Raw genomic sequence first — 26713 nt, 5'->3', positions numbered from 1 at the left:
TAAGGCCCAGCACAAGGTGAGGTCGAGCGGTAGGTGTGGTGGCCGGACGCTTACGATGCGCTCGGTGCCGAGGATCACTGCGACGCCCGCCGCCTTCGCCGCAGCCGCCACCGTGCGCACGGCCTGCTCAAGAAAGCCCGCCTCCGGCGCCGGCATCACCGCCCCCGGCCAGCGATAGCCGGGGATAAAGCACTCGGGAAAGCAGAGGATCAGCGCGCCCTGGCGGCCGGCTTCAGCGATGGCGGCAACAGCGGCCTCGACCGCGGCTTCGCGGGTTGCGGGGATGGCGAGGTTGGCGAGGGCGATGCAGAGTCTATGCAACGCGGAGCTCCTTACCCACTACGCACGCATCACACGCAGAACCGAAGTGGCGTATCCGAATAGCGCAGATGACGGCATCTGAGGAGCCAAATCGTTAACCCACACGCTTACGCAACCAACGGACGACAGCACGTCGAGTGCTACGGTCAACCGTTCGCCAGTCACGCTCGATCAATTCGGCAAGGTGTGACATCTGCTCAGCAGGGAGTTTTGGAAGACTTCGAAGAACTATCGAAAGCAACTTCCGAGGTCTGATCCCAGAAGATAGCGAAGCGGCGCGTAACGCATGATTCTTTGCAATCAGAAGAAGACCTTGTTTCCAAAAGCTCGCTTCGGCCGTAGCTGTAGTGGATAGGAGGTCTGAAATAAGTTGGCTTCTTTCGCTCGCACTTGCGTACAGAGAAGCAAATGGCGAAGCTACCGGGATCGACTGAAACTTACGCCCGTGCCCAGCGAGTCTTGCGAACGCACGAACCGCGGCGAGGGAGTAGCCTGGACTTTCCCTAATGCCAGCCTGAAACCACTTCATCAGGAACGCCCGGAGGCTAACTGCCTCCACTCCAAAAGGCAACGCAAAGACCTGGCGAATAGCTAGTTCGTCGGTGAGGTATCCCAAACCCAACGCTTTGGCGGTCGCTAGACAACTTATGGTGCCGGTGTCCAGCGTATCGCGAAACTGTGAGAACTCGGCGGAAGTCTCATCGTCTGCGCGCTCAGCAAGGATAGTTTCGTTTTCAACAAAGTCATGGACGCGAGACCAAAAGCGGCGATGTTCACGTCGGGATGCTGAGTCGAACTCACGTAGACGAATCTTCCCTTTTTGTGAGGAGCTCATCACCCCTGCTGAGCGGAAGGTGGACCGCTCGTGCATGTACCATTCTCGCAGTGCCGCCAACGTCTCTCGTGTTACGTAAAGGCGCGTTTTTAAGTTGCTAAAGACTTCCCGCAGATTGGCTTCCACAATAATGCAAATCGTAGCTCCGTCAATCACCCAGCCGTCCAACCTCTCTACTGCCCTGTCTTCTCGGGCAAAGTCGTCAGCACTTCCAGTGTGACAAAGCGGGGTCCAACCCTGGCTTGCATGAAGGAACTCTCTTGGGGAACCACCCAAGGCAGATGCCATGATGACCGCGGGCATACCCACTCGCCCGCCGAGCTCGAGGCTTTTCTGTGTGGCCTGCTGATGGACTCGCAGCTGCTCGTGGATCTGCGGAATCAACTCGGATGGTTCGCCGCTATATCCGCGCAAATGCCCGTCAGCTCTGCCTTGTTGCTGAGCGTGCTCATTAAGCAGTGCCAATGGCGGTTTGATATCTATGAGCATAAATGTTGTGCCCGAGAAGGGGCCCGAGTCAGGGGTAACGTAATCCCCAGAGGTTCGCCCGATAAAGGTAGTGAGCCAGTCGCCACGGCCGAGGCCAACAATTGGAGGAGACGAAGGCCCAATCCAATACTTGAGAAGCCCTTGGCTTGGGTGCTCTACGGTGATGGCGCAATTTGGCCGCGCAACCGGTGAGGTATAGTTGCGTTGGCCAGTGGTCGACAAGCACAGGAGGCCCGCCGCGATATCCGAAAGATCAGCGTCAGGCCGCAACGAAGAGATTGCCAGCTGTTCAAGGTGAAGTGTGCTCTTGGTTGCGCTTAGTGCAAAAAGAAGTGCGCGCCTATCGTTCGATGTTACTGCCTCAGGTGCGTTGATCTTCTTAAGCAATCGCCGCAGCTCACTTAGTCGCCCGCACATTTTAGCCAGGGCCGTTGTTTGACCCAAAATGACCGCGTTGCACGAAAGAACGGATGGTGAATTCAGCAGTTCATCGACCGCCATTTCCGGCTTTCCTGCGGCAACCAGAACGCGGGTTCTTGCTGAGCGAGCGTACACACTCTGAGGGCTTGACTGGCACCATTCATCGGTAAGTGCTTCGGCTTCGGTGAGTCGGCGAGTGTAGAGTAGGAGCGAAGTCAGTACCCCAGCAACGCCTACATCAAGGTCGCCGTTGTCCCGTCGCTGGACACAGCGTAAGTCATCGATAAAGCGAACTGCCGCACTCAAAATACCACGCTCAATTAGCATTCCTGCTAGCGAAGCGCGCTCGACAATGTCGGTGTTTTCGAAGTCTGCCTTATTGATCGAGGCGACGAGCCGGTGCATTTCTTCGGTTGCAAGCCTGCCAGTCTCAATTGCCCTCGAAAAGAATGGCGTCGGGAACGGGCTAGTTTCCGCTAGTTCTATGAGTCTGTTAAAGCGGTCGTTCTGGTCGAGTGATGGGTCCTCAAGCTCGATACGCTGGGCCTCTAGGCGAGCCGCAGTCTCTGGGTCGAGTTCTGGCAGGCTCATGGCGATTCGATTGCGCTCTCGCGCACCCGCTAGATTGCCTTGGCGGCGTTCAAGATCAGCTAGCATAAGCTGCAGTGGTGCGTTATCTCTAGGGGCTTTCTCTGCCAAATCGGGTTCGATGCCAAGCCCGTAGATTCCCAGAACTAACGCGTAACGGAGCCAATAAGGGGTCTTGTTGCTCGAAATGCTAAGAGCTTGTCGCGCGAAATCGACTGCGCCGACCCTGTCATCGAGAAGACCGGACGCGACTCCAAGGTTGTATATCAGGGTGCATCGAATCTCGGGATGCAGCTCATCGCGGTTTTCTGCGATTAGCTCATTGCGAATTGAAATGAGCTCACTAACGAGATTGGGTTGTTCGATTGCGAAGCTCGCCAAAGGCAGCTGTGCGGCGCAGCGAGAGAGGCGTGCGGAAAGGAGTGCTATCCTTCGCAGGATATTTGGGCGAGGATCGCAATCGAGGGCATTTGTATAGTGCAGGATTGCAGCTTCATCATTGCCTTCGCTTTGCGCGGCGTCACCGAGTGCACTCTCGATTACAGGATGACCCTTCAGTGCCTCTGGAACGAGCTCAAGCAATCCTCGATAGTCCACCTCGCCTCTCGCGCATGCCGCAGAGAAGCCCAATGCGGTAATGTAAGGTAACTCCTCCTTCCTCGCGCCCTGGCTGGCTTCTAGGCTCGCCTGCCTTGATTCAGTGATTCGCCCTGATCGGGCGTGAACTAGCGCTGCTAACGCCAGCAGACTTGGCTGAGTGCGGTATCGTTCAGCAATTCTAAGCACGTCGTCATAGTCGCCCCGTTGGAAGTGCGCGCGGGCCAGTGTGAGTCTCAGTGCATCGCTAGAATCGATCTCTTTTGTGGTTAGTCGTTGGAAAAGCTCGTTTAGTCGACCGGTCCCCAACAAGGCCGACACTTCTTGCTCCAGCTCTGAGTGGGCACTGGTGTTGAGGGGTTGAATGCTCAGCGATGATGTGCTCACAAGAGCGAGTCCATCTTCCTTCAAAACCAAATGCAAGTGCTTCATTACGCTCGGGCGAACTAGTCGAGCCGCAACGGGAGTGTGTCGATCAAGGAAGGCTTCAATGTCTTCCCAGAACCAAATTTCTACGGCACCCTCGCAGCCGTGAAGCTTGCAAGTCCGCGCGTGGTCCGTGAGTGCTCGATCACGTGGCAATGATGTTGCGAAAATGAGCGATCTAAGCTGTGGTCTGATGTTGTGTGCTTTGAGAACGTCTTGATTAATTGCGGACGGAGTTAGTGCCTTGTTTATGTAGAACTTGCATTGTGCTGCACGATGCATTCCTTGGTCGTCGATCCAAGTTATGTCTACCCCGTCCTGTCTCTGGCCACGCCGTCCAAATCGGGTGGGTGGCAATGGAGGCTTGAACTGAGCTTCTAGAAGATCGCTCACCAGGTCTTCGAATTCGTCTTCGTTGTTCGGATAGGGATATTTGATCGAACTCACGTCTTTTCTCGCGAGAGGATTGTCGAATTTTCTGCCCTGTGCTGCGAGCAGGGTGATTCTGCTCGGGTGCAATGCGGTGTCGGTGCTCCCGTGTTGCTTCTATTCGGCAAAAAATTGGCGTATTGGGTGTTGGCGATTTGGCGAATTTCTAGGCGGAAGTCGGATCGCTTCTGTAGGTCGTTTGCAGCAAGCTCTTGCCCATCCAGTAGCTCAACTCCGCAGGCTCCGTCACCCCCCACACCGCGATATCCGCCCGCATCCCTTCCACCAATCGTCCCCGATCGGCCAGCCCCAGCGCCTTCGCCGCATTCACCGTCGCACCGCGCAGGGCTTCTTCGGGGGTCAGGCGGAACAGGGTGCAGGCCAGGTTCATGGCTAGGCGCAGGGACATCAGGGGTGAGGTGCCGGGGTTGAGATCGGTGCTGACGGCCATGGGTACGCGGTGGCGGCGCAGGGCGTCGATGGGGGGCAGTTGGGTTTCGCGCAGGCAGAGGAAGGCGCCGGGCAGCAGCACCGCGACGGTGCCGCGTTCGGCCATGCGGGCCACGGCGGCCTCGTCGGTGAACTCGATGTGGTCGGCGCTCAAGCCGCCGTAGTCGGCGACGAGGGCTGCGCCGCCGAGGTTGCTGAGCTGGTCGGCGTGCAGCTTCACCGGCAGGCCGAGTGCGGATGCTGCATCGAACACGCGGCGGGTCTGGTCGGGGCTGAAACCGATGCCTTCGCAGAAGGCGTCGACGGCGTCGACCAGGCCTTCGTTGTGGGCGGCGGGCAGGATGGCGGTGCAGACGTGGCGGATGTAGTCGTCGGCGCGGCCGGCGTATTCGGGCGGCAGGGCATGTGCGGCCAGCAGGGTGGTGCGCACGCTGATGCCCAGCACTTCGCCGAGTCGACGCGCCACGCGCAGCATGCGCAGCTCGGTGTCGATGTCGAGGCCGTAGCCGGACTTGATCTCGATCGTCGCCACGCCGTCGCGCATCAGCGCGCGGGCGCGGGGCAGGGCGGCGGTGAGCAGCTGCTCTTCGGTCGCCTCGCGGGTGGCGCGCACGGTGCTGAGGATGCCGCCACCGGCCTGGGCGATCTCGGTGTAGCTGGCACCGTTCAGGCGCATCTCGAATTCGCGCGCGCGGTTGCCGCCGAACACCAGATGCGTGTGGCAGTCGATCAGGGCCGGCGTGGCGAGTGCGTTGTCGAACAGCTCGATCTCGCGGGCGTCCCGGCGCTGCTCGGCGCTGAGCTTTGCCTGCGGGCCGATGTAGGCGATGCGGCCGTCGCGGATGCCGATGGCGGCGTCTTCGATCAGGCCGTAGCCGCTGTCGTCGGCGAGCGTGGCGGCGCGCAGGCCGCAGAGCAGGCGGTCGAAGGGCGCGCTCACCTCAGAGCTCGCGCAGGTAGAAGCGGTTGCAGCCGAAGTGGCCGGTGGCGCCCATGGACTTCTCGATGCGGGTGAAGCCGCTGCGCTCGTAGAGCTTGGCGGCGGCGTCCATGCCGGTCAGGGTTTCGAGGTAGCACTGGCGGTAGCCGGCCTGGCGGGCGTAGTCGAGGCAGACGGCCATCATCGAGGCGCCTGCGCCGATGCCGCGGGCCTCGCGCAGGAAGTACATCTTGCGCAGCTCGCAGACGCCGGGCTCGTCGCCGGCCAGCGGCGCGATGCCGCCGCCGCCGATCACGCGGCCGTCGCGCTCCAGAACGAAGTAGGCGTGGCCGGGCGCGGCGTAGTTTTCGCTCATGGCCGCGACCTCGGGGTCATGGATGGCGAAGCCCGGGCCGTCGGCGCCGAATTCGGGCATGACGGTGCGGATGATCTCGGCCACCGCGGGGTCATCGGCGGCAGTGATGCGGCGGATGAGCGCGTTGTTCGGAAGTGTTGCGTTGGGCGAGGTGGCGTTGGTCGAGCCGGGGTTGGTCAGGGTGGGCATGGCGGTGCGCGTGGGCGGGAGGTGAAGGCCCGATTATGGGCACGTGCGGGTCGGGGTGGGGCGTGGCTTTGGTCGTGGAGACGCGGTGCCGTTTGCGCACCCCGGTGGGTGGTGCGCGTTCGGGCGGGGGCGGGATGGGCTGTCGTGGGTGTTGGTGCGCGACACGCGCACCCTACGGCTGCAAAGGACGCTGTCGGGAGGGCGAAGCCGGGGGCTTTGCCAGGGATGGGGCGGTCGTGGGCGTTGGTGCGCGACACGCGCACCCTGCGGCTGCAAAGGACGCCGTGGGGGGGGCGAAGCCGGGGGCTTTGCCAAGGATGGTGCGGTCGTGGGCGTTGGTGCGCGATACGCGCACCCTACGGCTGCGAAGGACGCCGTGGGGGGGCGAAGCCGGGGGCGTCGCCAAGGATGGGGCGGTTGTGGGCGTTGGTGCGCGACACGCGCACCCTACGGCTGCGAAGGATGCCGTCAGGGGGGGGGCGAAGCCGGGGGCGTCGCAAAGGATAGGGCGGTCGTGGGCGTTGGTGCGCGACACGCGCACCCTACGACTGCGAAGGACGCTGTCGGGAGGGCGAAGCCGGGGGCTTTGCACACGGTGGGTGCGCCTGTGGCGCACCGCTTGGCTTGGGCGTGCCCACGAGGCTGAAGCATGGGGCGGGCTTGGCGGAGCGCGTGTGGATTGCGAGTGGGCGGGGCGAGTGTCGAGCTCATGGTGGGCCAGGGCCCACCCTATGCGGACAAGGCCTGATTCACGCTGCTGCCGGGGGCGCGGTCGGTGTCTGCGGGTCAGGCGCCGTCCGACGTGAGCTGCTGGATGTGCTCGACGAAGGCGCGGCGTGCGGCTTCGGCTTCGAACAGTTCAGGCAGGCGCTGCGGTAGCGCGCTGCGCAGGGCTTGCGCTTCGCCGGATTCGATGAGCTCGACGGCGCGGTCGGCGAGTTGGGCGGGGTCGTCCACGCACAGGCGTTCGCGCAGGCCAATGCGGCCCAGCATCGCGGCGGTCTGGCGGCCGCGCATGAAGCGGCCGGGCGTGGTGAGCACGGGAAGGCCGGCCTGCAGGGCGTCGAGGCTGGCGTTGCCGCCCGAGAAGTGGCGGCTGTCCAGCATCAGGTCGCAGGCGGAGTTGATCTGCAGGTAGCGGGCGCGGCTGCCGGTGGTCAGCCAGTGCAGGCGTGCGGTGTCGATACCGGCGCGCTGCAGGCGCTGCGTCAGCGCTTCGCGCCAGGCGGGGCGGTCGTCGAAGAGCAGCAGGCTTGCGTGCGGCAGGCGCTGCAGCAGCTCGGCGTACAGCGGGTCGTTGTCGGGGTGAAGTTTGAACAGCGACTGCGGCGCCAGCAGCAGCGGGCCGCGTTCGGGCAGGCAGAGTTCAGCGCGGCTCGCAGGCGGCGGCAGCGGTGGGCGCCGGTAGTCCACGCCCAGGCCCGGCAGGAGTCGCAGCGGCTCGATGTAGTGCTGCGCGGCGTCGGCGGGCTCCATCTCCGCGCAGCTGAAGCAGGCGTCGAGGCTGCGCAGGCCCGAGGTCACCGGATGCCCCCAGGCCATGGCCTGGCGGCGCGCCAGTCTGAGCGCGGCCAGCGGGTAGAGGCGCGAGTCCATGCCCAATTCGGGATAGAGGACCAGCCCCGCGCTTTCGGCGCGCAGCTGTTCGGCGACAGACCCAAGCGGCGTGGCCTCATCGATGTAGTGGAAGCGGCTGGCGGCTGCGGCCATGCGCGCAGTCTCGGCGTCGCGGCGCGGGCCGAGCTGATGGACCACGACCTCGAAGCCGGCATCGCGAAGCCAGCCGATCCAGCCGCCGAAGTAGGCGCCGGCAGTGCAGTCGCGGAACACGCTGCCTACCAGCACGACACGCATTGGATGGGCGCAGGGTGGCGGATCACCGAACTGCGGAAGCACGGCCTGCGCGGCGCCCTGCATCAGCGCGCCGAGTTCACGCATCAGCGCGGTGTCATCCTCGCCCATGTAGGCCAGGGCGAAGTGGCTCCAGGCCAGCCGGTCGAGGGTCTGCGCGCTGGCGGGGGTCTGCTGCAGTTCGGCGTTGAGGGCTGCCAGCGCACGATGCTGTGCGCTTCGAGTCTCGACCACCGCCTGCGCGCTGTCGGCCACCATCGGCGCCGACAGCGCGGCGGCCAGGCGGTTGCGCAGCGGTGCATCGGACGTGTTGGCGCCGCAGGCATAGGCCGCGCGCGCGGCCTCGGCGTGGTTGTCCATGCGCAAGGCCTCGCCGACGGTCCAGGCCCAGCGCCGCTGCGCGTGCTCGGGGAGCCTTTGCAGCAGGGGCAGTGCGCGGGCGGGCTCGGGGCCGATCAGCTCGGCACGCAGGCGCAGCTCGTCCGGCAGTGCGTCGGCGCCGGGTGCGGCCAGCAGGGCGTGAACGGCCTGCCGATGCTGTATGGAGTCGGGCTGCAGCAGCTGCAGTTCGAGTGCGGCCTCCAGGTCCTGCGGGTGCGGGGTCAGATGCGCACGCAGGGCGCTTTCCGCCTCGCTGCGTCGCTCCAGCGCCAGCAGGCAGAGCGCGCGGTTGAAGCCGGCCAGCGGGTGCTGTGGCACCCGCGCCAGTGCGGCCTCGAAATCGAGCAGGGCGGCAGCCTCGTCGCCACGCCGGCGGGCGCGGCTGCCGCGATTGTTCAGCGCCGTGGCCAGCGCGTTCAGCAGGGGCGGCGCCGGTGGCGCCTGTTGGCACAGCTTCTGCAAGGCGTCGATGGCGCTGTCGAGGTCATCGGCCCGCAGCGCGGCGTTGGCCTGCAGCAGCAGGGCGGGCGGCCAGCCGGGACGCAGCGCCAGCGCTTCGCCCGCGGCCGCCAGGGCCTCGGCATCGCGGCGCTCGGCGAAGGCGGCCTGGGCGCGGGCGAGCAGGGTGTCGGCGGGGTGGAGTTCGGCGCTTGGCTTCATCGCGGCATTGTAGGAAAGTCGGGCGTCGTCGCCGCAGCGGCGCGTCCATTCAGCAGGGGCGCGGCAGGCGGCCGGTCCAGACACACAGGGTTTGCGAACAGTCCATGCAGGAAGCCGAAAAGATCATCGACGCCGTGGGCTGCAGCGAGGAGGAAATCGCGCGCCTGCGGCTGCTGTTCCGCATGGGCGCCGCGCGCTTCAAGTCACGCTGGCGCTTTTCCGACACCGATCCGCCCGACCTGATCCTGCTCGACCCCGAGACCGAGCTGGGGCGTGCCGCCCGCGAGGCGGCCCAGCAGAGCGCCAAGCCCTACATCTGCGTGGTCGATCTCGGCACCGAGGATGGGCCCGACTGGGCCCTGCGCCGGCCGCTGAAGCTCGACGCCATCGTGCGCATGGTCAACCTGCTGTGCGCACCGCCGGTGCAGGCGCCGGCCGCTGCACCCGCGCTCAAGGTCGTCAGCCAGGGCGAGAACTTCTTCGATCTGGATCTGGAAGACAGCCCGGCCGCGGCGCCGGATGACGGCCTGCCCAGCGTGCGCCTGCCCGACATCGTGCGCGGCTTCGGCGCGCACGACGTCGATGCGCTGTTCAAGCGCGATCCCCTGGCTGACACTGCTGAGCGACTGGTGCCGCATCGCATCGACGAGAAGACCGCGATCGAGCACACCGAAGGCCCGACCCTGCGCACCAGTGCGCGCATCGACGAAAAGGCCGAACGCCTCGGCAAGCGCGAGCACGAGCAGGCGCCGGACATCGATCCCGCGCTGCGTCGCGTGGTGGCGAAGGACACGCGCAGCTTCCCGTTGATCGACTACCTCACCCAGCCGCTGCTGGGCGCGCCGGAGCGCATCGAAATGCCCGGCCTGCCCTGGCTGGTGCTCGATCCCGTGACCCAGAGCTACCACTCCGACGCGGAGCTGCCGGCGCTGGAGCTGTACTGCCTGCAGGAGCTGCCGCGTGCGGCCTTCTCGCAGCTCACCAGCAGCGAGCTGGCGGCAGTGCGCGCACGCGCGCCGGCCAAGCCCTGGCTGCGGCTGCGCTGGCAGGTGCGCTACCTCACCTCGAACGGCAAGCTGTCGAGCCAGCTCGACCCGGCCGGCCGCTTCCGGATCGAGCGTCCCATCGAACTGGCCCGCGACTATCCGGCGGCCTTCCGCGTGTCCACCAGCATGCTGCGCGAACTGCAGCCGCTGCACGAGATCGCCAAGGCGGCCAAGGCCAACATGACCGAGGTGATCAACGTGGTGAACGCCTACGAGTCGGTGAACATGCTGGAGTCGCAGCTGCGCGAACGGTTCAGGTGAGAGAAGCCGGGATTGGGGATTGGGGATTCGGGGTTCGCAAGCGCCAGGTGCTTCGCCTGTGTTGATGGGGTGGGCCCTGCCCCACCGTGGCCTCGAAGCTTCTCGCCGGTCGCGCGTCCTCGCTCGTCCCGAATATCCCCTCCGGCGATCCAAACGCAGCGCGATGGGCCTCGCTGTGCTCGGCGACAACCTGCGCAACGCGGCCGCGCGAAGGTGATGACGCCGGCATAGGGTGGGCCCCGGCCCACCGTGGCATTGACGCTCGCCACGGCCCCGAACCGCCCCCGCCTTGATGCCCGCCCTGCGCTGATGCGCGCGCAGGCACGCGCCCTCGCTGGGTCGGTGATCGATTGTCGTGCATGGCTTTCCGCTGTCCTCGGCGCCGGACCGCGAGGCGCGCACATGCACGCCCTGTGATGACGGTGCTTCAACTTCCGGCAGGCTTGAGCTGCGGTGGGCCAGGGCCCACCCTATGCGGCCTCTCCAAGCTGCGGATGGCTCGCCGTGATCTACACCTGGACCAAGTCGCTGCATCTGCTGTTCGTGATCGCCTGGATGGCGGCGGTGTTCTATCTGCCGCGGATCCTGGTCAATCTCGCCGAGGCCGGTGATCACCCCGCGGTGCGCGAACGCCTGCTGCTGATGGGGCGCCGGCTCTATCGCTTCGGGCACGTGATGTTCGGTCTGCTGCTCGTGCTCGGCCTGCTGCTTTGGATGGGCTACCGCATCGATCCGATCGGGTGGCCGCGGGTGGTCGCGGGCGGCTGGATGCACGCCAAGCTCACCCTGGTGGCGTTCCTGTTCGCGTACCACATCGTCACCGCGCGGCTGCTGAAACGCGTGCAATCAGGCGGCACGCTGCCGAGCTCGAAGGCGCTGCGCTGGTTCAACGAGCTGCCGATCTTCCTGGCGCTGGGCGCGATCTGGCTGGTGATTGCGAAGCCGTTTTGAGGAAGCTTCGGGCGCTCGCCCGGCGCTGATGCTTCCGAAGATGCGAACGCTGGGATTGGTTTCCTTGGAAGTCGAAGTTTCGTTCGGCAGCGAGCGCGCGGTCTGGAGTCTTCGCGGGTGCGGCTTCTGCGCTTCGATCGGACCCTCTCCCCAACCCCCCTCCCACGGGGAGAGGGCTTTCGGCTGAGCTGAGCCTGTTGCAGGCTCGTCGCTATCGCTATCGCTATCGCTATCGCTTGCCGCAAGTCTTCGCGTGACGCTCGATCCGCTGAGCTCAGCCCTTCTCCCCGTGGGAGAGGGTTTGGGGAGAGGGTCCGGGAGCCCTCGGGCTTCACGCCTCAGCGCTCTGGTCACTCTGCCTCATGCTTGCGGGTGAGAGCCGCGGGCCTTCAGGCTTCCCAACAGTCCCGACATTAAGACGCCTTGGCGCCGAGGATGCGGCGGAGTTGCAGACAAGCTCTCCCGCTGCACCGCGATAGAGTTCATGAAGCAGGCACCCACTGAGACCCACGCATGTCCCGACTGATCGACACCTGGTTCCGCATTCCCTTCTGGCAGCGCGTCGCCGGTGGCTTCGTGCTCGGCGCGCTCGCGGGCTGGCTGCTGGGGCCGACCGCGACGACCTGGTTCGCGCCGCTGGGCTCGCTCTACGTCACCCTGATCAAGATGATCGCGACGCCCCTGGTGTTCTTCGCCGTGGTCTCGGCGATCGGGCGCCTGCACGGGCAGGGCAGCGTGGCGGCGCTGTCGGCGCGCACCTTCGTGTGGTTCGCGATCACCGCGGCGCTGGCAGTGGGCGTTGGTCTGATCGTGGCCACGCTGATGCAGCCGGGCTCGGGCCTTGAGCCGCTGACGCCCGCGGCGGACTGGAAGCCGCGCGAGCTGCCGACGCCGGTGCAGGTGCTGCTCGACGTGGTGCCGGCCAACCCCTTCATGGCGCTGGCCGAGGGCAAGATCCTGCAGGTCATCTTCTTCGCCGGTCTGGTCGGCTTCGCCCTGGTCAAGCTGGGCGAGAAGACCGAGCGCCTGCGTCTGCTGGCGAACGAGGCCAGCGAGCTGATGATCCAGGTGACGCGCTTCGTGCTGCAGGTCACCCCGATCGGCACCTTTGGCCTGATCGCGGGGCTGGTGGGCACCTATGGCTTCGAGCGCCTGCTGCCGCTGGGCAACTACGTCATCGCGCTGTTCGTCGCCTGTGCCATCCACATCGTTTTCGTCTATGGCGGGCTGTTGGCCGCGCACGGGCTCAACCCGCTGCGCTTCTTCCGCGGGGCCGCGGGCGCCATGCAGATCGCCTTCGCGACCTCATCGAGCTTCGCCTCGATGCCGGCCTCGCTGCGTTCGGTCAGCGCCAACCTCGGCGTCAATCGCGACTACGCGGCGTTCGCGGTGCCGCTGGGCGCCAGCATCAAGATGGACGGCTGCGGCGCGATCTTCCCCGCCGTGACCTGCCTGTTCACCGCGCAGTACTTCGGCATCGACCTGTCGGCCTCGCAGTACTTCATCATCCTGCTGGCCTCGGTGCTGGGCAGCTTCGGCACCGCCGGCGTACCGGGCACGGCGACGGTGATGGTGACCCTGGTGATGAGTGCCGCCAACCTGCCGCTGGAGGGCCTTGCCTTCATCATCGCCATCGACCGCGTCATCGATATGGTTCGCACGATGACCAATGTCACCGGGCAGATGCTGGTGCCGGTGCTGGTGGCGCGCGAGACCGGCCTGCTGGATGTCGCGCAGTACGAGCGCGCGGTGGCGCCGGCGGAGTTCGAAGGGGCGGTGGTTGAAGAGCGCCTTTGAGGGGCGTCGGAGGAACCGCGGGCTTGAGAGGCGCTAGTCGGAGAGCCGCTCTGGGTTGCGGTGCTGTCCTCCCCTCTCCCCTGGTGGGAGAGGGGTCGGGGGAGAGGGGACGCGAGAGTTTGAACGATGCGGCGGATGCAGCGCGTTCTTGCGCCGCAGTCCGCTAGATTTGCGGGTGAGGCGAGCGTCCTCCCCCTCTCCCCAACCCCTCCCCCTCCAGGGGGGAGGGGCTTGAAGCGGCGCGCCCGCTAAACTCGCAGCCCTCATGACCCAAGCCGGACTCTTCGCCGAACCCGAAGCCTTGAAGCCGCTCGCTGAGCGCATGCGTCCGCGTGCGCTGGAGGAAGTGGTCGGGCAGTCGCGCCTGCTGGCTCAGGGCAGCGCATTTCGACGTGCCGTCGAGAGCGGGCGCTTGCATTCGATGGTGCTGTGGGGCCCGCCCGGCTGCGGCAAGACCACCCTGGCCCTGCTGCTGGCGCGCTATGCCGACGCGCGATTCGAGTCGGTGTCGGCGGTGCTGTCGGGCCTGCCCGAGGTGCGCAAGGTGCTTGCCGAAGCCGAGGCGCGTTTCAAGGCCGGCGAGCGCACCCTGCTGTTCGTCGACGAGGTGCACCGCTTCAACAAGGCGCAGCAGGACGCGTTCCTGCCGCATATCGAGCGCGGCTACATCCTGTTCGTTGGCGCCACCACCGAGAACCCCAGCTTCGAGCTGAATTCGGCCCTGCTCTCGCGCTGCCGCGTGCACGTGCTCGAAGGCGTGGCGCCGGCGGAGATCGTGCAGGCGCTGAACAGGGCGCTGACGGATGCCGAGCGCGGCCTCGGCGGTCGCAGCCTGCGCGCGTCGCAGGAGAATCTGCAGCTGATCGCCGAAGCCGCCGATGGCGACGTGCGTCGTGCGCTGACCCTGCTGGAGATTGCCGCCGAGCTGGCGGAAGGCGAGGGCGGCGAGATCAGCGGGGCCACGCTGACCCAGGTGCTGGCCGACCGCACGCGCCGCTTCGACAAGGGTGGCGAGCAGTTCTACGACCAGATCTCGGCCCTGCACAAATGCGTGCGCAGCTCCAACCCGGACGCCGCGCTGTACTGGCTGTGCCGCATGCTCGACGGCGGCTGCGATCCGAGCTACCTCGCACGTCGCCTGCTGCGCATGAGCATCGAGGACATCGGTCTTGCCGATCCGCGCGCGCAGCAGATGGCGCTGGACGCCTGGGATACCTTCGAGCGCCTCGGCAGCCCGGAGGGCGAGCTGGCCCTGGCCCAGGTGACGCTGTACATGGCGAGCACCGCCAAGAGCAATGCCGGCTACGTCGCCTACAAGGCCGCTGCAGCGGAGGTCCGCGGCTCCGGCACGCAGGACGTGCCCCTGCATCTGCGCAATGCGCCGACGAAACTCATGAAGTCGCTGGGCTACGGCCAGCAGTACCAGTACGACCACGATGTCGAGGGTGGCGTGGCGCTGGACCAGACCGGTTTTCCGGATGCCGTGGGCGAGCAGGTCTACTACCGTCCGGTGCCGCGCGGACTGGAGCTGAAGCTGAAGGACAAACTCGACGCCCTGCGTGCAGCGCGTGCCAAGGCGCGCGGCGAGGCGTCGGCCGCAGGCCAGGGGGGCGACGCATGAACGCGTGGAGCAGCCTTGGGCTGGTGATGGCTGGCGGCGCGCTCGGCGCCGGCGCGCGCTTTCTGATCGGCGCCTGGCTGCTGCGAACCCTGGGCAGCGGTTTTCCGTGGGGCACCTTCGCAGTCAACGTGATCGGCAGCTTCGGCGCCGGCCTGCTGCTGGTCTGGCTGCAGAAACCTGAAGTCGCACCCTGGCTGCGGCCGCTTCTGATGACCGGCCTGCTTGGCGGGCTCACCACGTACTCGGCGCTGATGGTCGACTGCCTGCTGCTGTGGCGCGAGCTGGAGCGGCCCGGGCTGGCCCTGTTCTACCTTGCGCTGACCTTGGTCTGCGGGATCGCCGCGCTGCTGGCGGGTTGGCTGCTGGGCCAGAGCCTGCGGCCCTGAGCAGCGGGTGACGGCGCTTGCCGCCGCACATTGCTCTGGCCTGTCCAACGACAGGCCTGCAGGCGTGGACCATTCGCCTGCCTGGTGGGCGCATCGGACCCGCCGAAGTGGGCGTCGCGCAAAACAAAGGGGCCGGCTGGATTCCAGCCGGCCCCTTTGCATTCACGCTTTAGGCAGGTCAGTCGCGGACGCGCGCACCAAAGAACATGCCGAGGCCCAGCACGCTCAGGATCAGCGCCCAGGTACCCACCGCATTCATGGTCGGCACCACGGCCGGGCGGGTCGCCACGCCCACGGTGACGCTCAGCGGATAGGTGAAGGGACCACCGGTGCCGCTGGTCGTGCAGTCGAGGCTGCCGGTGAAGGTGCCCGCGGTCGTGCCGCTGTAGGTCACGGTCACGCTGCCGGCAACGCCAACGGCCAGGTTCAGCGGGTTGGGCGTGACGCTGAAGCCGGCGCCCGTCGCCGTGCAGCTCACCGTGGCCGCGCTGCCCGAGGCGGTGAAGCTCAGCGTGGTGCTGGAACCGCCGCTGGGCAGGTTGTAGCCCGGCAGGGTGACCGCGGTGCCCGAGGCGGTGCCTGGCGTGACGGCCGCGGTTGCGGCCGGACAGCTCAGCGCCCAGGTGCGCGTGAACGGCGAGCCCATGACGGTCGGGGTCGCGGTCTCGGTGCACGACAGGCTGGCGGTAGCGGCGGTCGGTCCGCGCGTACAGGTCAGATCGATCGAGCCAGTGGTGGTGGTGCTGTTGAAGATGCCGTTGGCAGGCGTGGTGCTCACCGCGCCGAAGGAAGCGGCGCCCGCGCCCGAGATCGCGCAGCCGGTGACTGCCGACTGGCCGGTGCCGGCAGCGCCCGCAGCCGTGATGCTGATGCTGGCGTTGGCCGCACCGGCAGCGCCTGCCGGGAAGGTCACGCCCGCCGCCGTGGTCGGGCTGTAGGTCAGGGTCGGCGCGGTGTTGACGACCGGGCCGGTAACCGTGATCGCCGTGCCGGCGACGTCCTCGTACCAGTAGCGGACGATCGAGCGGGTGCCGGCCGAGGCGCCCACCTGCAGCTGCAGGTAGCCGAAGTGGACCTGGCCGCCGTTGGCCTCATTGACGAAGCGGAAGCCGACGAAGTTCTGGTCGCTGTTGAGCGTGAGCTGAGTGCCGACATTGGTGCCACCGCCGGGGCGGAAGAAAGCGGTGTCGGCGCCCTGGATCACCGTGCCGATCGGCAGGTTGTAGTTGCCGGTGATGACGGCCTGCGGGTTGAACCAGGTGTTGGCCGTCGGACCCCACAGGTTGAACTGGCCGGCAGCGGCGGAATAGGGGTTGATGTCCCAACCGGCGACGGCACCGCCCGTCGTACCGGACGCGCCGGTAACGATGTTGAAGTAAATGCCGTCGATGTTGTCCGGGATCGCGATGTTGACCGGGCCGCTGTCAACCACGGCAGCCAGGGCGGGCGCGGCGCAGAGGCAGAGCGCGGCGGCCTGAACGAGAAGCGCGGAGCGGCTGACCCGCCGCTTGGCGAATGGCGTGAAATTCATGGGTTTTGGTGCCCCCTAGGCAGTGTGATGGCGATATCCGGCGCCGGCATCCCTTCCCCCCGGAACGGTGTGCGCGTCGGCTCCCGCCGACACGCCGCGCAGGTTAGCACCCGTCGGCTTGCCTGTGCACAGTCCTGAGGGTTTGCTGAACGGCGCGCGTCAGACCGGTCGGCCGAGGGGAGGTACTGCCAGCGCCTGGCGTAGGGGGTCCAGCAGGGCGCCGTAGCCGGCGGCGCGGACTGAAGCCCGGCGCAGCGGCTGGCGCACCTGCAGGGCGCTGGGCGTGCGGATGGCGCGTGCCGAAGCCTGGAAGTCGAGGCAGACCGGGTCGAAGGGTAGCCGGCAGAAGTCGAGCAGGGCGCGGATCTGCGCCTCCGGATCGGCAACCAGGGCCTCATAGGACTGCACCCGCACATGTTCCGGGTGTTGCCGAGCCCAGAAGTCTCCCAGGGCTTCGCAGGCGTGCAGGTAGTAGCCCAGGCTGTCGAAGCCGTAGCTGAAGGCGGCAAGTCCCGGGCCGAAGCGCTGCTTGTAGCAGGACCAGCAGGTCTCCAGCGGGTCGCGGCGGCAGTCGATGACGCGGGCCTCGGGCAGCATCGCCCGGATCGCACCGACGTGGAGCCAGTTGTCGGGCAGCTTGTCGGTGGCGATCGGCGCCCCCCGCCGCCAGCGCGCGCTGAGGTCCAGGTACTGCCTGCCAAGGCGCGTCCAGTCCTCGCTGCCGGCATCGCCGACCCAGGCCGGGAAGGGCCGGCCGCGGCGGCGCGACTCGGCTTCCAGCACCTGGCCCAGATAGGGCAGCTCGCTGGCACCTTCGACCTGCGGATGCGCGGCCAGCACCTGCTCCGTCAGCGTGCTGCCGGAGCGCGGCAGACCGACCAGGAAGATGACCTCGCGGCCCTGTGGCGTCGCCTGTGTGGTCCTGCCCGGGGCGAAGGCCGAGCGCACGGCCTCGACGTGGCCAGCGAACGCCTGGGCATTCCAGGGCGTGGCGGCACGAACCGCGGCGTTGGCGCGCTGGAAGGCGGCCAGCGCGCCGGCATGGTCGCCGGCGTCCTCCAGCGCGTGGCCCAGCGCGAAGTCGAGCAGTTCGCGCTCCTGCGCAGGCAGCCCCGGCTTGCGCGCGGCCGCGTCGAGCTGGGCGAGCTCGGTTTCGTCGAGGCGGACCGTCTTCAGATCGAGCAGGGCAAACCAGGCGCGGGCCGTTTCGCGGCCCAGTGCGATCAGTCGACGACAGTCGGCCGCTGCCGCCTCGGCGTGACCCAGCGCCTTGTGGCAGCGCGTGCGCTGCAGCAGTGCCCGCGCCGACTGCCCATCCCGCTGCAGGGCCGCATCCGCGGCGGCCAGCGCCTGCTCGTACAGGCCGTGACGGTCGCATTCGATGCTGAGCTCCAGGCAGTCGTGTGCCGTATCCGCACAGCGAAGCGCCTGGGCGAACGCCTGGTCCGCGCCTTCGAAGTCCTGGCCTTGCGCCAGCGCCGTCGCCAGCCGCTGCCAGATGCGGAAGTCGTCGTCGCGCAGGGCTGAAGCGCGGCGCAGCACGGCGATGGCGTCCGCCCACGCGCCGCTTTCCGAATGCAGCACGCCGAGCCAGTACAGCACTTCGGCGTGTTCGGGCGCCTCGCTGGCAAGCGGCAGCAGGGCCATCGCGAAACCGCGGCGATCGCCGCCCGCATGCAGGCGGATGACCTCGCGCATCCGCACCACCTGGGCGGGCGCGAGGCCGCGCAGGCGCTTGCGCAGATCGGCTGTAGGGTCGGCGGCGGAGGCGCCCGGGCGTGGGGGTGAAGGCATGCGCGGAGTATGCCGCGATCGGCAGCGAGCCCGCGCCTCTCGCGCCCTCAAGTCCCCCGGACCCGGCACCGAACGGCCGGCGCGGGTCCGCGGGAGATGGGCCCTGTCCGCCTCGGTGGCATGTCGATCCGTCGCCGGCACGCAGGGACGGCGCCCTCAAGAGACAGAACACATGCAACCGGCGGGTTTTGGCAGGACGCCCCGGCTGTTTGTAGGGGCCTGCTGGCAGGCGACCGCGGCCGCCGCTCTGTGCCCACCCAGCGGGTCGAGAGCAAGCTCGTTCCAAACAGCCGGTACACGGGCCCCCGATTTGCGTGGTGCGGTCAACCGGGTGTTTCGCTCCAATCTCCGTGATTCAACGGACTCCTTCGCTGCCCTCGCCGTGCGTCGATTGAGTGCTTTGCTCCCCTCTCCCCTGGAGGGAAAGGGGCCTGGGAGAGGGGGCGATCTTGCCGCGAGTGTGCCCCCTCTCCCCAACCCCTCTCCCTCGGGGAGAGGGGCTCAACAGCAGCCAACGCCCTGCACGCAGCCTGTACCCAGCTTGCGGGTCGCGAGCACGCCTATACGCCGCCGAGGAGGCTTGACCTGAAAGAGAGTGTCTACAAGCAGCGCGAGCAGGTGAACCCATGCTTCTTCGGGAACACCCGAGTCGCAGCGCGGGGATCGGAAGCTCTCAGGGCGACTTCGGCACCAGCGGCACGTTGTCCGTCGAGAACAGATGGCTGGTGTCGAGGCTCTTGCCGCTCGACGCCGCGTGGCAGCCGAAGCAGCCTGGCGGCTGCGCCTGGTGGTAGGTCTCCATGGTCGTGTTGGCCAGCAGTACCGAGCCCGCCAGCGCAGGGTCGGTGCCGCTCTTCGGGATCGAGCCGTCCCGGGTCCACAGCGCGCCGACCTGGAAGTAGTTGGCGCGCACGTCGTCCACCAGTCCGAGCATCAGGCGGATGTCGAAGTTCAGCGAGATCAGCTGGCTGTTGTTGTCGGCGGACGCCGCAGTCGGTGCACTGCCCCAGGGGTTGGCGCGGTAGACGTTGTTCGGGCGGATGCTGTTGCCTTGGGTGGCCTGAAGGTTGCCGTTGCTCTGCACGGTCATCTGCGCCACCAGCGCGCCCTCGCGCGCACCGCCGCTCTGCATGAAGTTCCACGCGCCCTGCGAGTTGTAGGGCACCTCGATGCCCTGGCCGAACAGGCTGTTGAAGTAGAAGTCGTTGTCCGGCGCGTTGTCGCGGTGCTCGAAGGTGGCCCAGACCATTTCGGGGTGGCCCTTGACCGGCCCGACCACGTGCATGCCGACGAGCGCGAGCGTCTTGACCTCGCTTGGCTGCTTCGCATCGATGGTCCAGGTGGTGGTGCTGGTCTGCACGTAGCGCGGCACCGCCGCGACCGTGGTGATGTACTCAGCGGCATTCGCCACCGTGGCGGCATCCACCCAGGCGGTCTTCAGTTCAAGGGTGAGGGCATTGCCGTCGGGCAGGTTGTCGCCGTTCTGGCTGGCGTAGGCGAGGATCGGCGAGAGTTCGGCCTGGGTGGTCGGAAAGGCGGCGCTGCCCGGGATCACCCCATTGGTCACCGCGGTGTTGAACCAGGCGTAGACATCGTTCGCATGGGTGGCGAAATACACCAGCGAGCCATTCAGGCTCAGCAGGGTGTCGTTGCCGCCGGCCTGCCCGCCCGGCTGGAACTGCTGCGGCTTGCTGGTGCGCAGGCTGAAGCGGTTGCCCGGGGCACCGGCACCATTGCGCACATAGGTGCCATTGCCGGCGGCGTCGAAGACGAGATCGAAGAACACCGGCGAGTCCAGCACGGTGCCGCCGGATTCGGGCGAGTTGATCCACAGGAACATCTGGTGCGCCCACTTGTAGAAATCGCAGGCGCTGGGCTGGGTCGGGAAGGCGAGGCTGTCGGCGAACTTGACGTCACCGCCGGCCACGATGTTTCCGTCCTCGAACCAGGTGCCGAACTCGCGTGCCGAGATCGCGCAGCTCGACTGCACGTACTGCAGGCCATCCGTCGGCACGGTCGGCGCTGCGGCGATAGGGGCGCTGGCGGCGAGGCCGCAGGCGGCCACGAGGGCGGTGAGAAGCGCGGACTGCGGCTTGGGCATGGTGGTGCTCCCGGACGAATGGTGGGCGACCGAATGTGATCGCCATCACCAAACTACGCCGTGGCGCAGGGGCCGACCAGCTGTCAGATCTGACACTTGAGGCGGGCGCAGGCCCGCCTCCGCCCCTCGGCTTCGAGGGTTTCCAGTCACCCTTTGCCGCTGCATCGGTGTGCCGCAGTGCTCTCGCCCTGGGCAGCGACGAGACGCACTGACGGACAGCTTCGACGTGAAGCTCTGACGAGCAGCTCTGACAGAAGGAACGAATCGCGCTCAGAACTGCCCGCGCTCCACGCCCTCGTGCCAGCGCGAGGGGTCCGGCGTCCACTCGCCCTCGCCGAGCATCGCGGTGATCAGGTCGGCGATCGGAAAGCCCAGATGCGCTTCGGCGCCAAGGCCGGCATCACGCTGGTGCGCATGCCGCACGAAGGCGCGGAAGCGCTCTTCGGCCAGCGCTGCACGGCCGGTGATGCGGCGGGCCAGGTCGTAGGACAGGAGATTGCCATCATCGGTGCGCAGGAAAGACTTGCCCGACCAGAACTCCTGGATGGTCCCGGCATTCCAGAAGTCAGCGTGCTTACGCGCCAGCTCGCTCGGGTGGTAGAGCTGGGCCGAGGGCGCGAACAGCTGCGGGAACAGAGCCGCCTCGGTATTGGTGGCCAGGCCCTCGTTCAACCAGGCCGGGATCGGCAGATGGCTGAGCAGGCAGTGCGTCAGCTCGTGCGCGACCGTGGGCTGCATCTGCTCCATACCGCCGCGCGACATCACGAAATGGCCGTAGCCGGCGTGGACGAACATCCCGCTCGACATCGCGAACTCGCCCTCGTCGGGGTAGTAGTGGCTGATGTAGCGGTAGTAGTCGTCCTCGTCCTCGAACACCATGACCACATGCTTGCCGTGGCCGGCGTCGGTGGCGATGTCGCCGAGGTTGCGCAGGATCCAGCGATGCACGTCCTGGCAGAACTGCAGGAACACCTGCGCCGGCCGCTCCGGCAGGCTCGACAGCAGCAGGAAGTCCGCGCTCGCCCGCAGGCGGTAATCACCATCGAGCTCGCGCCCCATCGCCAGCAGCCAATGCCCCGCGGCGGCCGTCCACCAGTCGTGGCGGGCTGCTTCCGCGGCATCCGCAGGCTCCTCGGCAGCGATGCGATTCCAGTCGGGCACGGGCAGCAGGCTGCCTTCAAACCAGTGCATGGGCACCGGCATGAAGTGATCGAGCGTGGCCATGGCGTTGGCGACGGCTTGCGCGTTCGGCGCGGCAGTGGACGCGCGCGGCAGCACGGCGGCGAGTAGACGTTTGAGCATGGGTGGCTTCGGTCAGGGCGGGCGCCTGCATGGTCGCTTATCGCGGGCGCTGTGGGCATGGGGAGACGCAGATCCTGCCTGGTGCTGGCGAAGTCGAGCATTACCGGCGCTGTGCCGGCACGACACCGCGGTGCCATGCGGATTGGCCGCCCGCTGGGACCGGGCTAGAGTGCGCGGCTTCGCCAGATCAGGGGAACGCGCGTGACGCAGGGCTGGGACGCATCGGCACAGGCCTGGATCGAGGTGATCGGCAGCGAGGGCGACTGGGGCCGTCGTCATGTGCTCGACGCGCCGATGCTGCAGCGCGCGCGCGCGTGGCGTGGGTGGCCGCGACGCAGGGTGCACCTGTGGCGCACGAGTGCTGAGAAGTAGGGTGCGCCTGTGGCGCACGAGTGCCGCCACGTAGGGTGCGCCTGTGGCGCACCAGGCGCTGAGATCCTTCGCGTGCCTGCGGAAAGGGCTCGGCATGCCTTTTGCCCGGCGCCGCAGCGAGGCAAGCCCGCGTCCGACCTGACATGCTGCACGCCCACCTTCGGGAGACTCGCGATGGCCATCGCCTCCGTACGCTCGCTGCTGGCATGCCTGTTCTTCCTGCTACTCGCAGGCTGCGCACAGCCCTCTCAGCGCGCGCAGTCTGTTCGCACCGAGGCCGCACCTGGCGAAGCCATGGTCGCCGCCGCCGATCCACTGGCGGTCGAAGCCGGGCTGGAAATCCTGCGCGAGGGCGGCAGCGCGGTGGATGCGGCGATCGCGGTGGCGATGACGCTCGGACTGGTCGAGCCGGAGTCCTCCGGCGTCGGCGGTGGCGGCCTGCTGGTGCACTACCGATCCCGTGATGGTGCGATCGAAGCCTACGACGGCCGCGAATGGGCGCCGATGGGCGCGCGGCCGGACATGTTCCTGCAGGCCAATGGCGAGCCGATGCCCTTCGAGATCGCCCAGGCCAGCGGACTGTCGATCGGCACGCCCAGCCTGGTGGCCATGCTGGCGATGGCGCACGAAGCGCACGGCCGGCTGCCCTGGTCGCGGCTGATGCAGCCGGCGATCCGGCTCTCGGAAGAGGGCTTCGTGATCGGTCCACGGCTGGCGCGCAGCCTGCAGACCTTGCGCGCCGCCATCGCCGCCGACCCGCAGGCGCGGGCGATCTATCTCGATGAAACGGGTGAGCCCTGGCCGCAGGGTCATCGCCTGCGCAACCCCGAGTACGCGCGCAGCCTGCGCGCGATTGCCGAGGAGGGCCCGCGCGCACTCACGCAAGGGCGCATCGCCGACGAAATCATCGCCGCCGCGCAGCGCCAACCGCGCGCCGGCACTTTGAGCCTGGACGATCTTGCCGCCTTTGCGCCGCGCCGTCTTGAACCTCTGTGCGCGCCCTTCCGCGCGTATCGCGTTTGTTCCGTGCCCTCGCCGAGTTCGGCCAACGCCATGCTGTCGATCCTCGGACTGTATGCGCGTGCGCGGCCCGTGCCCGAGGGGCCGCAGAACATCGACGACTGGGCGGCCTTCCTGTGGGCGAGCCGCTTGTCCTACGTCGACCGCGACCACTACATGGCCGACGACCGCTTCGTCGAGGCACCCACCGCGGCGCTGGTGGCGCCCGACTATCTCGACGCGCGCGCCGCGCTGATCGATCTGCGCACCAGCCGCCATGCGATCCCCATCGGCGCGCCGGCCGGCGAGGCCCTGCGCCAGCGCTGGGGCAGCAACGCGATGCGGGAGAACGGCACTACACACCTCTCCATCGTCGATGCCGAAGGCAATGCAGTGGCGCTTACCGCCACCATCGAATCCGAGTACGGCGCGCAGCGCATGGCTGGCGGCTTCTGGCTCAACAACCAGCTCACCGATTTCTCCTTCGAGCCGGTGATCGACGGCAAGCCGGTCGCCAACGCCGTCGCCCCGCGCAAGGCGCCGCGCTCGTCGATGTCGCCCTCGATCGTCACCGATGCTGACGGCAGGCTGGTGCTGGTCACCGGATCGATGGGCGGCAGCACCATCATCGCCTCGGTCGCCCGCAGCATCATCGGCGTGCTCGACTGGCAGCTCAGCCCGCAGCAGGCCCTGGCCACGCCCGCCCTGTTCGCGCGCACCGGCACGATCGAAGCCGAACGCGGACGCCTGCCGCCCGCCATGCTCGAGGGCCTGCGCCAGCTCGGCTGGAACGTGGTCGAGGCCGACCTCTACAGCGGCACGCATCTGATCGAAGTCACGCCGCAGGGCCTGGAGGGCGGCGCGGATCCGCGGCTGGAGGGCAGGGCGGTGAGGCTGGAGCCCGCGCGGCCTTAGCCTGCGCTGCGAGCAGATTGTCTCCCCTTTCCCCTAGAGGGAGAGGGGTCGGAGAGGGGGAGAACATTGCCGCACGTGATGCGCACTCTGCGCCCAGCCCCCTCGAAGTAAGCGGGGAGAAGCGTCGGCCGCCGGTGACACCGACGCTGTTCTGAGCGCTAGCGAAGCGACGGCAGGTCGGAGGAGATGGGTGGAGGCCTCGCCACAAGCCCCCCTTTCACACCTTCCTTCACTTCGCTCGGGCTCTAGAGAGCTTCCCAGCCCCGCGCGGCGGGCCAGGTGTTCTCCAAGAAACACGGGGTCGTCATCCCCGCGCATGCGGGGATCCAGGACTCGTGCGACCGCGGCAAGCGACACTGGGCCCCCGCCTACGCGGGGGCGACGATTCATTGGGTCGCGAGCGTTTCGTTCCTTGAGAGCCACCCGGGCCCGCGTCGCGGGGCGGGTGTTCTCGAGGAAACATGGGGGCGTCATCCCCGCGCATGCGGGGATCCAGTGATCTGGCCGCTGCTGCAGGTCCGGTCTGGGCCCCCGTCCCCGCCTTCGCGAGGACAGGCTCTTCGCGGGGGCGACGAGCCAGGGGTCGCTGGACGCTGTTTGGGCCGGATTTTCACGCCGTGCTGCCGCGAAGGCGAGCCAATATGATCAACCACTTGCGATTCTGTTTCTTGAGAGCGTCGACTGCCACTGGCAGCCGATGAGCGCTCTCTTCCGCTTCCCACTAGGGGAGAGGGGCTCGGTTCCCGGTACTTCGAGGGACTGGCCAGGAACGTGCGTGCGCGAAATTTGCTTCAGTCGCCAACGTTCCGTGCGTGAGGTTGAATCACGCGTGGGCTGTGCTTCCACGGCTGGCTCTGCCTCAGCTCAGCGCAACCGCACCTACATCAGCTTCCTGAGCGGGATCGGGTGGCCCAGTATCCAGTTCAGCGTGGGGTTGCCCGGCAGCGCAAAGCGCAGCTCCGCGCTTTCCTCACTTTCAAAGCTGAGCCAGAAAATGCCCACCGGCGCGACGTCCGCACTGGGCGCAGGCGAGAAGTCGCAGTCCGGATTCGGCGACTGCGCCGTGCAGCCAAAGGGCTGGCCGCTGGCCCGATACACGCTGCCGACAAGCCGAGTCGGCGACTCCCAGCGCGATGCCACCAGCAGATGCCAGCGCGTCTCGCCGCTGGGCGTGAAGTGGAACCAGCCGCCAATCACCGCGTCCTGTGTGCCCTCGCGCCGGTGCTGCAGCAGCAGACCCGAGCCCGATCGCGCCGGGTCGTACCACGAGCCGCCGACATCGAAGGCGCCAAAGCTGGGGGTTTCCGGGCCGGGCGTGGCACTCAGCACCACCAGCTCGTGTTCGCTGACCCAGCCGGCACCCTCACGGACCACCACGACCTTGATCACGCCGACGTCGTCTTCGTCAAAGCGCAGGGCTTCCATTCGACGGGTGAACGGGGTGTTCGCGGTCGTGCAATCGAGGTCCCGCGGCAGTGGCGCAAGACGCAACACCCGCTGCCGGTCCGTCCCCTCAAGCGTGACTACCTCGGGTACGCAGCCGTCGTGCCAGACACCGCTGTACTCCAGCACCACGGTCTCGCCCGCACGCACCACATTCGGGGTGTCCGGCGGGGAAGACAGGGCACGCAGCTGAAAGCCGTCGGGCAGGTCGGCGTGACACGGAGCCGCAGCAAACAGCATCAGCAGCAGCGCGGGAACAAAAGGACGCAAACGCGAAAGGGATCGAAGGGTCATGGCAGGAGACTCGCGGAAAGGATGAACGAAGCGCCCCGGCGGGCGCCGCTACTATCGATACCGCAGCCCTTCACGTCCGTCCAGCGCTGACGGGTAACGGATTGGTAACGGGGAGCGGACGCTGCAGTGATCAGGGAGCGCTGCACCGCCACCTCGCCGAGTTAAGCGATCCCGCCAGCACGGACCGCCGGCTCGATCAACTGATGAGCGTCGTGCAGAGCCTGGACTAGGTGGCCGAACGCGGCAGCTACCCCAAAGAGCTGCTTGCGCTGGGCATCAAGGCCTACCGGCAGGCGCTGTTCAAGCCCTCGCGGCTGATCTATTGCGTCGAAGGCGGTGCGGTGCATCTGGTGCTGGTCGCTCGCGGGCGCCATGATCTGCAGTCGGTGCTAGCGGAGTGGTTGTTGGGGGCGTGATCGTTAGGCTGTGCTGCGGGGTGGCGCGCGGCGTTGGTCGACGATGTGGCAGAACAGGACATGACCCTCGTGCTGTTGCGTGAACCTCGTGCCGTTGCCGTTGCCGTTGCCGTTGCCGTTGCCGTTGCCGTTGCGGTTGCTTGCGTAGGTCCATAGGCTTCGCTGGCCCACGCGGGGCTGAGTTGGAGGTCGCAACGAAGTGCTCCCAGTCACTTCGAATCTACAAGACTAAATTTCTCGCACTGCTAGCGCACTGATGTTCAATTGATGTCAAGAACGAGGGAGTCTTAGTGATGAGGTTTCGAGTAGAAGAGATTGAAGTTCGTGAAGAAAATCCGTTTCTGAACGACTCGTTGAACCGAAAGCCAGTCGTTGAGCTACTTCGTGATCTGGTTTGTCGACTCGATGGCCCATTTGTTCTCGCAATTGACTCACCTTGGGGTACTGGAAAGACCACGGTGGTCCGGATGCTTCGCTCACTTCTGAAGATCGATGGGTGCGCTAGGGACCCTCTGATTTATCCCTCGCGCCCGCTACCATAGCGCACCCTCCG

18 protein-coding genes are annotated in these 26713 nt (G+C 67.0%); 8 read left to right on the top strand and 10 right to left on the bottom strand.

From position 1 onward, the window contains the following. The 5 genes from Q0654_RS07485 to Q0654_RS07465 form a co-directional block, all read right to left on the bottom strand. Positions 1-321, bottom strand: a 321-nt coding sequence (locus Q0654_RS07485; protein ID WP_298852264.1) for a nitrilase-related carbon-nitrogen hydrolase, incomplete at its 3' end; no start/stop codon positions are given. A gap of 94 nt (positions 322-415) precedes the next feature. After that, positions 416-4123 (bottom strand): hypothetical protein, encoded by a 3708-nt coding sequence (locus tag Q0654_RS07480; RefSeq protein ID WP_298852262.1) that lies wholly within the window; start codon positions 4121-4123, stop codon positions 416-418. Between the two features lie 148 nt (positions 4124-4271). Beyond that, a complete protein-coding gene (hutI, locus tag Q0654_RS07475) occupies positions 4272-5495 on the bottom strand; it encodes an imidazolonepropionase (protein ID WP_298852259.1) in 1224 nt (407 codons plus the stop codon). A gap of 1 nt (position 5496) precedes the next feature. Continuing rightward, positions 5497-6039 (bottom strand): GNAT family N-acetyltransferase, encoded by a 543-nt coding sequence (locus Q0654_RS07470; protein WP_298852257.1) that lies wholly within the window; start codon positions 6037-6039, stop codon positions 5497-5499. Between the two features lie 786 nt (positions 6040-6825). Next, positions 6826-8931, bottom strand: coding sequence for a hypothetical protein (locus Q0654_RS07465; RefSeq protein ID WP_298852254.1), 2106 nt, complete (start codon positions 8929-8931; stop codon positions 6826-6828). A 104-nt stretch (positions 8932-9035) separates the two neighbouring features. Between Q0654_RS07465 and Q0654_RS07460 the strand changes: the two genes are divergently transcribed. The 5 genes from Q0654_RS07460 (at position 9036) to Q0654_RS07440 (ending at position 14993) form a co-directional block, all read left to right on the top strand. Beyond that, entirely contained in the window at positions 9036-10238 is a 1203-nt protein-coding gene (locus Q0654_RS07460) for a hypothetical protein (RefSeq protein WP_298852252.1), read from the top strand. 504 nt (positions 10239-10742) lie between these two features. Continuing rightward, positions 10743-11189: a CopD family protein gene (locus Q0654_RS07455; RefSeq protein WP_298852250.1), complete on the top strand. Its 447-nt coding sequence runs from the start codon at positions 10743-10745 to the stop codon at positions 11187-11189. Positions 11190-11702: 513 nt separating this feature from the next. After that, positions 11703-12986 (top strand): dicarboxylate/amino acid:cation symporter, encoded by a 1284-nt coding sequence (locus Q0654_RS07450; protein ID WP_298852248.1) that lies wholly within the window; start codon positions 11703-11705, stop codon positions 12984-12986. Positions 12987-13251: 265 nt separating this feature from the next. Next, entirely contained in the window at positions 13252-14607 is a 1356-nt protein-coding gene (locus tag Q0654_RS07445) for a replication-associated recombination protein A (RefSeq protein ID WP_298852245.1), read from the top strand. Continuing rightward, complete coding sequence (locus Q0654_RS07440; RefSeq protein ID WP_298852243.1) at positions 14604-14993, top strand: CrcB family protein; 390 nt, start codon at positions 14604-14606, stop codon at positions 14991-14993. Before Q0654_RS07445 ends, Q0654_RS07440 begins: the two co-directional genes overlap by 4 nt. 178 nt (positions 14994-15171) lie before the next feature. On the opposite strand, the gene Q0654_RS07435 is transcribed toward Q0654_RS07440, so the two are convergent. From Q0654_RS07435 to Q0654_RS07420, 4 genes are all read right to left on the bottom strand, one after another. Beyond that, entirely contained in the window at positions 15172-16524 is a 1353-nt protein-coding gene (locus Q0654_RS07435; RefSeq protein ID WP_298852241.1) for a hypothetical protein, read from the bottom strand. A gap of 159 nt (positions 16525-16683) precedes the next feature. Further along, positions 16684-18318, bottom strand: a complete 1635-nt coding sequence (locus Q0654_RS07430) for a sulfotransferase (RefSeq protein WP_298852237.1) — start codon at positions 18316-18318, stop codon at positions 16684-16686. A 673-nt stretch (positions 18319-18991) separates the two neighbouring features. Next, positions 18992-20419 carry a hypothetical protein gene (locus Q0654_RS07425; protein WP_298852235.1) on the bottom strand — a complete coding sequence of 476 codons (1428 nt, stop codon included), beginning with the start codon at positions 20417-20419 and terminating at the stop codon, positions 18992-18994. A 270-nt stretch (positions 20420-20689) separates the two neighbouring features. Next, positions 20690-21721 (bottom strand): hypothetical protein, encoded by a 1032-nt coding sequence (locus Q0654_RS07420; protein ID WP_298852233.1) that lies wholly within the window; start codon positions 21719-21721, stop codon positions 20690-20692. Between the two features lie 201 nt (positions 21722-21922). On the opposite strand from Q0654_RS07420, the gene Q0654_RS07415 reads away from it, so the two are divergent. Both Q0654_RS07415 and Q0654_RS07410 read left to right on the top strand, forming a co-directional pair. Next, the gene (locus Q0654_RS07415; protein ID WP_298852231.1) at positions 21923-22093 is read left to right on the top strand and encodes a hypothetical protein; all 171 of its coding nucleotides are present in this window, start codon (positions 21923-21925) and stop codon (positions 22091-22093) included. A 174-nt stretch (positions 22094-22267) separates the two neighbouring features. Continuing rightward, positions 22268-24007: a gamma-glutamyltransferase family protein gene (locus Q0654_RS07410; protein WP_298852229.1), complete on the top strand. Its 1740-nt coding sequence runs from the start codon at positions 22268-22270 to the stop codon at positions 24005-24007. 879 nt (positions 24008-24886) lie between these two features. Here the strand turns inward: Q0654_RS07410 and Q0654_RS07405 are convergent. Further along, entirely contained in the window at positions 24887-25744 is an 858-nt protein-coding gene (locus Q0654_RS07405) for a hypothetical protein (RefSeq protein ID WP_298852227.1), read from the bottom strand. Between the two features lie 230 nt (positions 25745-25974). On the opposite strand from Q0654_RS07405, the gene Q0654_RS07400 reads away from it, so the two are divergent. Next, positions 25975-26160, top strand: a complete 186-nt coding sequence (locus tag Q0654_RS07400) for a hypothetical protein (RefSeq protein WP_298852225.1) — start codon at positions 25975-25977, stop codon at positions 26158-26160. Positions 26161-26713 lie beyond the last annotated feature (553 nt).

The sequence above is a fragment of the uncultured Aquimonas sp. genome (assembly GCF_937888285.1).
GTDB lineage: Bacteria > Pseudomonadota > Gammaproteobacteria > Xanthomonadales > Xanthomonadaceae > Aquimonas.
The sequence above is the reverse complement of the archived record's forward strand: the minus strand, read 5'-3'. Positions and strand labels throughout refer to the sequence as shown.

Excerpts from the sequence above, each read along its gene's own strand:
- Q0654_RS07450 (WP_298852248.1), top strand. The coding sequence starts at position 11,703 with ATGTCCCGACTGATCGACACCTGGTTCCGCATTCCCTTCTGGCAGCGC.
- Q0654_RS07465 (WP_298852254.1), bottom strand. The coding sequence starts at position 8,931 with ATGAAGCCAAGCGCCGAACTCCACCCCGCCGACACCCTGCTCGCCCGC.
- Q0654_RS07425 (WP_298852235.1), bottom strand. The coding sequence starts at position 20,419 with ATGCCCAAGCCGCAGTCCGCGCTTCTCACCGCCCTCGTGGCCGCCTGC.
- Q0654_RS07420 (WP_298852233.1), bottom strand. The coding sequence starts at position 21,721 with ATGCTCAAACGTCTACTCGCCGCCGTGCTGCCGCGCGCGTCCACTGCC.
- Q0654_RS07460 (WP_298852252.1), top strand. The coding sequence starts at position 9,036 with ATGCAGGAAGCCGAAAAGATCATCGACGCCGTGGGCTGCAGCGAGGAG.
- Q0654_RS07410 (WP_298852229.1), top strand. The coding sequence starts at position 22,268 with ATGGCCATCGCCTCCGTACGCTCGCTGCTGGCATGCCTGTTCTTCCTG.
- Q0654_RS07445 (WP_298852245.1), top strand. The coding sequence starts at position 13,252 with ATGACCCAAGCCGGACTCTTCGCCGAACCCGAAGCCTTGAAGCCGCTC.
- Q0654_RS07440 (WP_298852243.1), top strand. The coding sequence starts at position 14,604 with ATGAACGCGTGGAGCAGCCTTGGGCTGGTGATGGCTGGCGGCGCGCTC.
- Q0654_RS07470 (WP_298852257.1), bottom strand. The coding sequence starts at position 6,039 with ATGCCCACCCTGACCAACCCCGGCTCGACCAACGCCACCTCGCCCAAC.
- Q0654_RS07430 (WP_298852237.1), bottom strand. The coding sequence starts at position 18,318 with ATGCCTTCACCCCCACGCCCGGGCGCCTCCGCCGCCGACCCTACAGCC.
- Q0654_RS07435 (WP_298852241.1), bottom strand. The coding sequence starts at position 16,524 with ATGAATTTCACGCCATTCGCCAAGCGGCGGGTCAGCCGCTCCGCGCTT.
- Q0654_RS07405 (WP_298852227.1), bottom strand. The coding sequence starts at position 25,744 with ATGACCCTTCGATCCCTTTCGCGTTTGCGTCCTTTTGTTCCCGCGCTG.